We start from the raw sequence: 10,106 nt of genomic DNA, 5'->3' as shown, positions 1-10,106 counted from the left end.
CATAGACAGGCGCTGAGTGCATAACTACGAGACAAAGTCCCTCGTGATGCACTCCAACAAAACATCCGCAGCCCCATGGGAGCCCAAAATCGGGATTACTACAATCCTGTTACTACCATCTACGAAAAATCCCGGGAAAACGCCAGGGGCTAGCGCCACCCCATGGTCATGAGCAGGCCGAGGATCATGCCTGCGAAGCCGATGCCGTAGTTCCACGGGCCGAGCTCCGCAAGGAACGTCAGCTGGTCGCCGGCGATGTAGTAGAAGATAATCCAGCCGAGGCCGAGCAGCATCAGGCCAAACATGATGGTCTTGTACCAGATCGGGGTGCCGCCGGTGTTGATCTTGACCGGGGTGCGGGACACGCCAGTTGGGGTTGATACGGGGCGGTGGTCCTTGGTGATTTTTGCCTTTGGCATTATGTCAGTCCTTTACAAGCAAGTGCGGTGGCTTTTCCAGCTATCAGGGTTTTTACCTTATCAGGCGTTCGGCGGTGAACTGCCAGAGGTTGTAGCCGATGGCGGCGTCGCGTCGGACGGTGTCGCCCGCGTTGACTTCTTGGTGTCCGATGAGGCCGTTGTCCACGAGGGCGCCGGTCGGGACGGTTGGACCTTCGACGAGGCGTCCGCTCCAGCCGGCGTCGCGTAGCGCTTTGTCGGCGTCGGCGGGTTTCATGCGGGTGATGTTCGGCATGGTCATGAGCATGCCGTTGGAGACGCGCACTTCGACGGTGGTGCCCTTGGCTACCTCGGTGTTTTCGCCGGCGACTGCGATGACTTCGCCGTCTGGGCGTTCGGAGTCGACCTTGTTCACGGTGACTTGGAGCCCCATGGAGCCGAGGGTGGCGGACGCTTGGTTGACGTTGACGCCGGACAGCGACGGTACCTGGACCATTTCGGGGCCGTCGGACACCGTGACGGTCACCTTGGATCCCTTGGAGATCTGGGTGCCGGCTGCGGGGTGCTGGCTGATGATCTCGCCCTTCGGCACGTCTTCGCTGGCTTCTCGACGCAGCTCCGCATTCAGTTCCAGGTCGGCGTCTTCGAGGACCTTTGCGGCTTCTTGGGCGTCCATGTTGGTGACGTCGGGGACGTCGGTAAGCTCGCGCCCCGAGGAGACGGTGACGGTGACGAGTGTGCCGTGCTGGAGTTCGGACCCGGCGATCGGGTTGGTGTCGATGACGTTGCCGCGCTTGATGTCGGGGCTGGGCTCGTCGGAGACGGCAACCTGGAAGCCGAGGTTTTCGAGTTCGGCGACGGCTTCTGCGCGTGGTTTGTCGGCGAGGTCCGGGATGATGACCATCTGGGAGGACTTGTGGGTCTCTCCGCTGTTGGGGGAGAAGTAGGAGTAGGCGAGCCAGCCGGAGGCGCCGATGATGGCGGCGCCGAGGCCGATTGCCAGCCACTTCATCCAGGTTGGGGTGGTGGTTTCGTGTTCGCGGCGGTGGGCGGCGTAGCGTCCAGCAGCCCCAGCGCCGACTGCTCCGGCGCCAGCTTTCTCCGGCAGCTGCCCGACGGGTCGGCTGTCCGGGCGCGGGGCGCGGCGCGGCGCGTTGCCCTGGACGGTTTCGGAGACCATGGTGGCATCATCGGAGGGGTCGACGGGTTCGGGTTCGGGGGCGGCGAGGTGGCTGCGGGCGGCGTTGGTCACGGCGCCGCGCTTGAGGAGTGCCAGGTCTTCGCCCATTTCGGTGGCGGTTTGGTAGCGGTCCGCCGGGTGCTTGGCCATCGCGGTGAGGATGACGCTGTCCAGGTTGACGGCCTCGTTGGGGGTCAGTTCGCGGTCGGCGGGGACGCGCTCGCTTGGCGGGATGGGGTCTTCCTGGACGTGTTGGTAGGCGACGGCGAAGGGGGATTCGCCTTCGAATGGTGGTTTGCCGGTGACGGCTTCGTACATGACGCAGCCGAGGGCGTAGATGTCGGAGCGGGCGTCGGCAGCTTTGCCGCGGGCCTGCTCGGGGGAGAGGTACTGCGCGGTGCCGATGACGGCAGAGGTTTGCGTCATGGCGGAGGTGGAGTCATCCAGTGCGCGGGCGATGCCGAAGTCCATCACCTTCACCTCGCCGGTGTTGGTGATCATGATGTTGGCGGGTTTGATGTCGCGGTGGATGATGCCGGCGTCGTGGCTGGCTTGGAGCGCGTGCGTGACGGGCAGCAGGAACGCGGCGGCCTTCTGGGGGCTTAAGGGGCCGTCGGCGCGCACGAGGTCGCGGAGGTTTTGCCCGGTGACGCGTTCCATGACGATGAAAGGGACGTCGACACCTGAGACTTCTTCGGTGCCGGTGTCGTAGACGGCGACGATGTTGGTGTGGTTGAGCCGCGCCGAGTTTTGGGCTTCTTTGCGGAAGCGTTCGCGGAAGTTTTCGTCGCGCGCCATGTCGATTTTGAGCATTTTGACGGCGACGTCGCGGCCAAGCACGGTGTCGGTGGCTGCGTAGACGTCGCTCATGCCCCCGGTGCCGATGACGGCGCCGAGTTCGTATCGGTTAGCGATCGTTGTCATTTACGCATTTCCTCCGAGGATGTTTGGCAGATTGTGCAAGTCTAGTTCACCATTGCCGATTTCCCCACCAACCGGGCTTTCGCTGGGTGCCTGCGTCGTGGGCGCCTCATTATTTATCGACGTCCCCTCCGTCGGCCGCTGCTCCGGCACCGAAGAGCGGGTGTGGGTTGGCTGCGTTGGCGTTTCGTCCTCGATGGTGAGCGTGGCCGGGGCGCTGCTGTGCCTACTGGGCTTGCTGTGTTCAGTGGGCGTGTCGGGGGCGTGCGTGGTCGGCTCTTCGACGGGTTCCTCGTAGGTCGGTTCGGTTTCCACGGTGGTGGTTTGGGTGACCACGCTTTGGCGTGGGGCGGTGCTGCTCGGGGTGCTGCCGCCGAGGGTGCCGTTGTTGAATGCCCAGGCCACGCCGCCGATGACGGCGAGGGTGATCACGCCGAGCACGATGCCGACCCAGTAGCCGGCGGTGCTGCGCCGCTGACCAGCGCCAGTGTTAGCAACGTCAGCCGGCGCCGGGCGCGCAGGCATCGCTGCGCGCGCCGGGGCCTGCGGTGGCACGGGCGGGCGGCGCCGTGGCGCGGCGGGCCGGGCCGTGGTCGGCCGGGACATGTCGGCGAGCATCTGGGTGGACGCGGTCGGGGAGGGCTCGATGGCGATGACGGCCGTGTCGCCGCCGGGCTGCGTCGGGCGCATCCCCTGGCGGACTTGTTCGACGGCCAGCTGCATCTCGTTGCCGTCCCGGAAGCGCTGGGTTGGCGTTTTGCGCAGGGCGATCTCGATGAGTTCGCGCGCCGGGGCGCTCACACTGATGGGGAGCGCGGGCGGCTCGGCGGACACGTGCGCCAGCGCCACCGACACGGAGGAGTCCCCGGTGAATGGGCGTTTCCCGGCGAGCATCTCGTAGCCGACCACGCCGAGCGAGTACACGTCGGACGCCGCCGTGACCTTCTTGCCTTGGGCCTGCTCGGGGGAGACGTACTGGGCGGTGCCCACGACCATCCCGGTGCGCGTCAGCGGCACGGCCGCCGCCGCCTTCGCGATGCCGAAGTCCGTGATCTTGATCTGCCCGTTCTGGGTGATCATGAGGTTGCCGGGTTTGATGTCGCGGTGCACCAGCCCCATGCGGTGGATGACGGCGAGGCCGTGCGCGGCCTGCTCCAGCACGTCAAGGGCCATGTCTTCCTTGAGTTGGCCTTCGCGCGCGATGAGGTCGGCGAGGGATTCGCCGCGGATGTATTCCATGGCGATGAAGCACATGGGGAACCCGCCGTCGGTCTTCACCTCGCGGTAGTCATACGTGGCGACCACGTTGGGGGAGTTGATCCCCTCCGCCGAGTTGGCCTCGTTGCGGAAGCGGGTGAGGAACTCCTGGTTCGCGGTGAATTCCGGCCGCAGTACTTTGAGGGCTACTTCGCGTTCGTGGCGGACGTCGTCGGCAAGCCAGACGGTGGACATGCCGCCGTGCCCGATGATCCATTGCAGCTGGTAGTCGGGACCGATGAGCTTCTGTAGTTCGTCTTTGTTTTCGTAGTTCATCGCGCGTTGGTTCCTTCCTCATCAGCTGGCGCTGCGGGTGCCGCGTAGAGCACCGCGCGCCCGAGTGGTGCGGAGACTTGCCCGCCGGTCGCCCCGGTGCCCAGGCCGCCACCATTCTTGACGACGACCCCCACCGCCACATCCTTCACCGGGTCAAAGGCGACGTACCAGGTGTGCGGCGCTGCGCCTTCGGCGTGCTCGGCGGTGCCGGTCTTGGAGGCGAAGCCGTTGCCGTCGTAGCCCCAGGTGTCGCGCTCGGAGCCGAACATGAGGTCCTTGATGGTGTTTGCTTCCTCGGGTTTGATGGAGTCGGAAAGCATGCGGGGTTTGGTGGTTTCGATTTCGCGCAGGTCGGGGCTGAGTACGCGGTTGACCACGTACGGCGCCATACGGCGGCCCTCGTTGGCGACGGTGCCCGCCATGACGGCGGCCTGCAGCGCGGTCATGGTGACGTCGCGCTGCCCGATCGCGGACTGCCCAAGTTCGGCGTCGCCGGGCAGGTCGCCGAGCGAGCCGGTGGCGTTGGGCATGCCGAGGTCGTACTGCTCGCCGATGCCGAATCCGTGGGCGGCCTCACGCAGCGCGTCAGCGCCGACGGCCATGCCCATCTGCACGAACGCCGTGTTGCAGGACAGTGCGAACGCGGTGCGCAGCGGCACCTGGCCGCCGCCGGCGCAGGCCTGGCCCGCGTAGTTGGTCAGGGGCACGGATGTGCCCGGCAGGGTGATGGACGGCGCGCCCGTCAGCGGGGAATCCGGCGTGTAGCCGTTGCGCAGCCCGGCGACGGTGGTGACGATCTTGAAGATCGACCCCGGCGGCAGCTGGTCCTGCGTCGCGTGGTTGAGCAGCGGCTTGCCGGGGTTGTTGTTCACCTCGGCCCAGGCGCCCTCGGCGGTGTCAGGGTTGGAGATCGCGTTCGGGTCGTACGACGGCGTCGATGCCATCGCCAGCACCTGGCCTGTCGACGGGCGCAGCGCCACAATCGCGCCCTCGTAGTTGCGGTTCGAAAGCTGCTCGTAGGCCAGGGCCTGCAGGTGCGGGTCGATACTCAGCTCGACCGAGTTGCCCACCACGTCCTGCTCCAGACCGGTGCGCAGGAAGCGGGAGGACTTGCCGGAGCCCGCCCCGGTCAGTTGCCCGTTGTAGCCGGCCTCGATCTGGGAGGTGCCGTACTGGTCCGACACATAGCCGAGCACCGGCGCAAAGGACCACGGCATGTTCGGGTACGTGCGCTGGTAGGAGCCGTCCTCGAGCGGGTGGGACTCCGCCAGCACCTGCCCGCCGGCACTGATCTGGCCGCGATTGATCTGGCGCAGCTCCACCACAGTGCGCGAGTTCAGTGGGCTCTGCGCGTACTTCTCCTCGCGGAAGCCCTGCACCACGGTGAAGTTCACCAGCAGCGCCACAATCAGCAGCAGGGCAATGCCCGCGCCTAAGCGAATGGATTTGTTCATCGTGCGCTCACCGCCTCCGGTGCCTGGGCACCCATCGCCGAAGCATCAAACTCCGCTGGCTTGTTCGCCGCGTTCGAGATCCGCAGCAGCAGCGCCAGCAGTACGTAGTTCGCCATGATCGACGAGCCACCAGCGGACATAAACGGCGTGGTCAGGCCCGTCATGGGCAGCATCGCGGAGATCCCTCCGGCGACCACGAAGATTTGGATAGCGATGGTCGTCGCTAAGCCTGCGGCCAACAACTTGCCGAACGTGTCACTGACCTGCAGCGCCGCCGAGTAGCCGCGGGTAATGAAGATGGCGAACAGGCACAGCACGCTGGCCACACCCACGAGCCCGAGCTCCTCACCAATCGCCGCCAGGATGTAGTCCGAGTGCGCCACCGGCACCATCTCTGGGTGGCCGTAGCCCAACCCGGTGCCGGTCAGCCCACCCCAGGACAGGCCGAACAGCGCCTGCGACGGCTGGTAGCCCGTGGTGTCAAAGTTGGCCAGCGGGTCCATGAAGTTGGCGACGCGGTCCTGGATCTTCTCACTGACCTGGTACACCGTGTACCCGCCAACAGCCACCAGCCCAGCACCGATGACCAACCACGACGTACGCCCCGTGGCGAAGTACACCATGCCCAACACCGTGGCGAAGAGCAGGAGGGCCGGGCCGAAGTCGTTCGACACCGCCATGATCGCAATCGCGATCGCCCACACCGCCAAAATCGGTGCCAGGTCGCGCAGGCGCGGGAAGCTCATCCCCAGCAGCGTCTTGCCCGCCACCGTGAACAGGGCGCGCTTTTGCGCCAGCAGCTGGGCGAAGAACACCAGCAGCAGGATCTTCGAGAACTCACCCGGCTGGATCGAGAACGGGCCCAGCCAGATCCAGATCCGCGCATCCGCGAACCCCGGCGGCTGCGGCCACACCAGCGGCAACGCCAATAGCACCAGGCCGAGCAGGCCAAGCAGGTAGGAGTAGCGGGCCAGCGCCTTATGGTCGCGCACGATCACAAGCGTGCACACCATCAGCACCACACCCACCAGGGACCACATCACCTGCCGCTCCGCGAGCGGCGGGTAGCCAGCGCGTTCCGCCAGGTCCAGGCGGTAAATCACCACCAGACCAATCGCGTTGAGCAGCGAGACCAGCGGCAGCAGCAGCTGGTCCGCGTGCGGCGCCGCCAGTGAAATCGCAACGTGGGCAATCGCGTAGACGCCCACGAACCCGCCGACCAGGTAGAACATCTCCGTCGACATCGTGCGGCCCTGGCTCAGCTCCAGTCCAAACAGCATCAGCAGCAGCAACCCCGCCGAGCACAGCAGCAGGAACAGCTCCTTCGCACGCCGAAACACACGAGACATCGCTACTTCACCTCCCGGCACGCGCCCTGCGGGGCGTCCTTCGCCGCATCATTATCGACGCACACCGGCAACGCCTCACCAGCCAACCGGTTCAGGATCCCCAGCACGTCGTCATACGTGCCGCCCCTGAAGTTCTCCACGGTGTTCAGCTGGCTCTCCGGCAGGTCATTGATACCGAAGATCACGCAGTCCTGCGGCACCGAGTTCGACGACACAATCTGCAACTTGTTCTGCTCATTAATGCACGCCCGCTGAATCACCTCGCGGCGCGGCTCCGTAAACAACGACGTCCCGACGGCCCGCTCAATAGCGAAGTGGCCGTCGTTGCCGTCGGTGCCTAAAAAATAGCGGTCGTTGAGCCTATCGTTCGTCCACAGCACCGCCGCCAGCGACAACATCAGCACAATCACCAACGCGGACAGCACCCACGGCCAAATGTTCACCTTGCGGCGAAACCGCTGGTCATCCTCCTCGTCCGCCGACGCGTCACTCGCGCCGGGCTGCGACCCATCACGGCCGCCCTCACGATCATGGTTCGGCGGAATCGTCTCCGACTTGCGCATCAACGCCGCCGCACGAGACGCCGAGGAGTCCGGGTGCGTCGACTCGAACTCCGGCGCCAACGCGCCCGCCAGCGCGGGGGACGTCGGCAAGTCGGGGTGCTCCTCGCCGTCTTTGACCTCCACAACATCAGCGATGACCACCGTGATGTTGTCCGGCCCACCCGAACGCAGCGCCAACTCAATCAGCCGCTGCGCCGCCACCGACGGGGTGCCCTGACCAAGCGCCTCCCCAATCGTCGACGCCGTCACCGGATCCGACAAGCCATCCGAGCACAACAACACACGATCCCCCGCGCGAACCTCCACCATCTCCAGGTGCGGCTCCACCGGGTTGCCCGTGTACGCCTTCAAAATCAACGACTTCTGCGGGTGGCTCGACACGTCCTCCGGGTCCAGCTTCCCCTCGTTGACCAGCGACTGCACGAACGTGTCGTCCTCGGTGATCTGGCGAAGCTGGCCGTCGCGAAGCAAATACCCGCGGGAATCGCCCACGTGAATGAGGCCGAACTCCGCGCCGTTGAACATCAACGCCGTCAGCGTCGTGCCCATGCCCTCCTGCTCCGGGTGCTGCGCCACCGAACGCTCAATCGTCGCGTTCGCATCATCCGCAGCCGCCCCGAGCAGCGCCAACATGTCGGCGTCCCCCGGGTCCCGGTCGAGGTGCTCCATGTGGCTGACCATCAACTGCGAGGCAACCTCGCCCGCCGCGTGGCCACCCATCCCGTCCGCAAGCAGCAGCAGGTGCGGGCCCGCGTAGGCGGAGTCCTCATTGTTTCCACGCACCAGACCCTTGTCCGATGCCGCCACGTAATTCAACCGCAGCGTCATGGCATCAACCTCACAATCGTGCGCCCCATCTTGATATTCGTCCCCACCGACACCCGCTCCGGCTGGTCAATGCGCATGCCCTGCACAAAGGTGCCGTTGCGGGAGTCCAGGTCCTCAACGAACCAGTCGCTGCCGCGGCGGAACAGTCGCGCGTGCCGCGAAGACGCAAAGTCATCCCCAAGCTGGAAATCATTGTCCGGCGAGCGGCCCAGCGTCACATGCTCCACACTCGCAATCTCCATGTGCGAGCCCTGCAGCGGCCCCTCAACGACCGCAATCTGCCGGACCTTCTCACGCGACACAAGCGGTTTCCCCGCCTGCTTCACTTGTCGACGCCCAGCTCCACCCACCTCACGCACATTCTTCCGCTGCACCCACAACACCAGCAGAATGAACAGCCAGAGCAGCGCGAGCAGCCCGAAGCGTGCGCTCAGGATCACCGCGGAATCCAACAAAGGAGCTCCTTCAAGTCAGGGCTTGTTAGGCCTGGAAAAATTCTGTCTGCGGGTGCGACGCCGCATCCGTGTAGCGCGGCGCGCCCTCCTCCGGGTCCGGCGTCGCCGGGGTCGATGCCCTCGGCTCCACGATGCGCACCTCGATGTGGGAGTGCCCGAGGGTGATCACGTCACCGTCGGCAAGCATCCAGTTCTCCACGGGCTCATCATTGACCGTCGTGCCGTTCGTCGACTGCAAATCGACCAACACCGCAACCTGGCCATCCCACGTAATCTCCGCATGCTGCCTGGACACACCCGTGTCCGGCAGACGGAAATCCGCATCATTCGACCGGCCCAAAATATTCGAGCCCTCATGCACCAGGTACGTGCGCGACGACCCGTCCTGCAACAGCAAGCTCACAGTCGCTTCGCCACCCTCCACCGGCGTCATCGTATTTGGCTCATGCATGTGATCCTCCTGATCCCGGTTTGCCGCATGACGGTGCCTACCGCCCTTCGACCGCTTCGTAGGCTCCGCCACAATGGCATCAAACCCACTCGCGACCTCCGGCTGCGGATCAATATAAGAACTGACCCGCAACTGGCCCGTACGCAGCCCTGACTCCTCCGCGATCCGCACAACCGCCGGCCCATCAAAGAACCAGCCCTGATTGCGCACATACCGCGTCAGTTGTTCCGCGAGGTGCACCGGCAGGTCACGCTCCTGCGACAAGTTCTCCAAATCTTTCGAAGAAACACCCACCGCGAACACATTCGGCACCACAAACTCATCATGGTCAGTCACCACAACAGAGTCTTGCGCCTCCTGCTTCAGCAGCTCCTCGATCTCAGCCGGAACCACCTTGCCGCCAAACAGCGCCGCCATCGAATTATCCAGGCCACGCTGCAACGAACTGTCCAGCTTTGCCAATCGATCCATGACTCCCATCCGCATGCACCTCCTTTCTTTAACCTCGTTAGTATAGGTGCGCATTCCGACACAACCTAGCGTGAAACACCTTTATGCCCCATGACGTGCCGATTTGGCACTTCTCTATGTAAGGGTGTTATATTGTTCCAGTGCCCGCCCGGGTGGCGGAATTGGCAGACGCGCTGGCTTCAGGTGCCAGTGTTCGCAAGAACGTGGGGGTTCAAGTCCCCCCCCGGGCACAACCGGACCGGCTCTCTTTCGAGGGCCGGTTCTTTTTGTGCTTGGGCTGCCTCCGGGTTAAGGGGGTTAAGCGACAAAATGTGTGCTTTTCTCGGCGTGTCGACTTAAGCGACAATATGTGTGCTTTTTCGGGGCTCGGGATGAATGGGCCGTGGGTGTTGTGCTGGGGTTATGGCCGTACTACCCAGCCATGTCGGCTTAAGGGACATTTTGTGTGTTTTTACGGCGTGTCGCGATAAGGGACATTTTGTGTGTGTTTAGCTGCGTCCAGC

General features: G+C 64.6%; 8 protein-coding genes and 1 tRNA gene. 1 reads left to right on the top strand and 8 read right to left on the bottom strand.

Translation table 11 applies throughout. The annotated features are described in order from the left end of the window. Window positions 1–149: 149 nt before the first annotated feature. From crgA to QP802_RS10915, 8 genes are read right to left on the bottom strand one after another with little or no spacing between them, the layout of a single operon-like run. Window positions 150–419 (bottom strand): cell division protein CrgA, encoded by a 270-nt coding sequence (crgA, locus tag QP802_RS10950; protein WP_070363346.1) that lies wholly within the window; start codon window positions 417–419, stop codon window positions 150–152. Between the two features lie 52 nt (window positions 420–471). Continuing rightward, window positions 472–2,502 (bottom strand): Stk1 family PASTA domain-containing Ser/Thr kinase, encoded by a 2,031-nt coding sequence (gene pknB / locus QP802_RS10945; protein WP_284818852.1) that lies wholly within the window; start codon window positions 2,500–2,502, stop codon window positions 472–474. Further along, window positions 2,503–4,032 (bottom strand): serine/threonine-protein kinase, encoded by a 1,530-nt coding sequence (locus QP802_RS10940; RefSeq protein ID WP_284818850.1) that lies wholly within the window; start codon window positions 4,030–4,032, stop codon window positions 2,503–2,505. Continuing rightward, entirely contained in the window at window positions 4,029–5,486 is a 1,458-nt protein-coding gene (locus QP802_RS10935) for a penicillin-binding transpeptidase domain-containing protein (protein ID WP_284818848.1), read from the bottom strand. The genes QP802_RS10940 and QP802_RS10935 overlap by 4 nt, the downstream gene beginning before the upstream one ends. Continuing rightward, entirely contained in the window at window positions 5,483–6,835 is a 1,353-nt protein-coding gene (locus tag QP802_RS10930) for an FtsW/RodA/SpoVE family cell cycle protein (RefSeq protein ID WP_256022114.1), read from the bottom strand. Before QP802_RS10930 ends, QP802_RS10935 begins: the two co-directional genes overlap by 4 nt. A gap of 2 nt (window positions 6,836–6,837) precedes the next feature. Further along, the gene (locus QP802_RS10925; RefSeq protein WP_284818845.1) at window positions 6,838–8,226 is read right to left on the bottom strand and encodes a PP2C family protein-serine/threonine phosphatase; all 1,389 of its coding nucleotides are present in this window, start codon (window positions 8,224–8,226) and stop codon (window positions 6,838–6,840) included. Beyond that, complete coding sequence (locus QP802_RS10920; RefSeq protein ID WP_284818853.1) at window positions 8,223–8,678, bottom strand: FHA domain-containing protein FhaB/FipA; 456 nt, start codon at window positions 8,676–8,678, stop codon at window positions 8,223–8,225. Before QP802_RS10920 ends, QP802_RS10925 begins: the two co-directional genes overlap by 4 nt. Before the next feature lie 28 nt (window positions 8,679–8,706). Next, a complete protein-coding gene (locus QP802_RS10915; protein WP_070479048.1) occupies window positions 8,707–9,612 on the bottom strand; it encodes a DUF3662 and FHA domain-containing protein in 906 nt (301 codons plus the stop codon). A gap of 137 nt (window positions 9,613–9,749) precedes the next feature. On the opposite strand from QP802_RS10915, the gene QP802_RS10910 reads away from it, so the two are divergent. Next, window positions 9,750–9,833: transfer RNA gene (locus QP802_RS10910), tRNA-Leu, on the top strand. The last annotated feature ends 273 nt before the right edge of the window (window positions 9,834–10,106 follow it).

Source organism: Corynebacterium sp. UMB10119B, assembly GCF_030228125.1.
In the GTDB taxonomy this organism is placed as follows: domain Bacteria; phylum Actinomycetota; class Actinomycetes; order Mycobacteriales; family Mycobacteriaceae; genus Corynebacterium; species Corynebacterium pseudogenitalium.
This window is presented reverse-complemented; position numbering and strand designations above follow the sequence as displayed.

Excerpts from the sequence above, each read along its gene's own strand:
- QP802_RS10935 (WP_284818848.1), bottom strand. The coding sequence starts at position 5,486 with ATGAACAAATCCATTCGCTTAGGCGCGGGCATTGCCCTGCTGCTGATT.
- QP802_RS10915 (WP_070479048.1), bottom strand. The coding sequence starts at position 9,612 with ATGGGAGTCATGGATCGATTGGCAAAGCTGGACAGTTCGTTGCAGCGT.
- QP802_RS10930 (WP_256022114.1), bottom strand. The coding sequence starts at position 6,835 with ATGTCTCGTGTGTTTCGGCGTGCGAAGGAGCTGTTCCTGCTGCTGTGC.
- QP802_RS10925 (WP_284818845.1), bottom strand. The coding sequence starts at position 8,226 with ATGACGCTGCGGTTGAATTACGTGGCGGCATCGGACAAGGGTCTGGTG.
- QP802_RS10940 (WP_284818850.1), bottom strand. The coding sequence starts at position 4,032 with ATGAACTACGAAAACAAAGACGAACTACAGAAGCTCATCGGTCCCGAC.
- pknB (WP_284818852.1), bottom strand. The coding sequence starts at position 2,502 with ATGACAACGATCGCTAACCGATACGAACTCGGCGCCGTCATCGGCACC.
- crgA (WP_070363346.1), bottom strand. The coding sequence starts at position 419 with ATGCCAAAGGCAAAAATCACCAAGGACCACCGCCCCGTATCAACCCCA.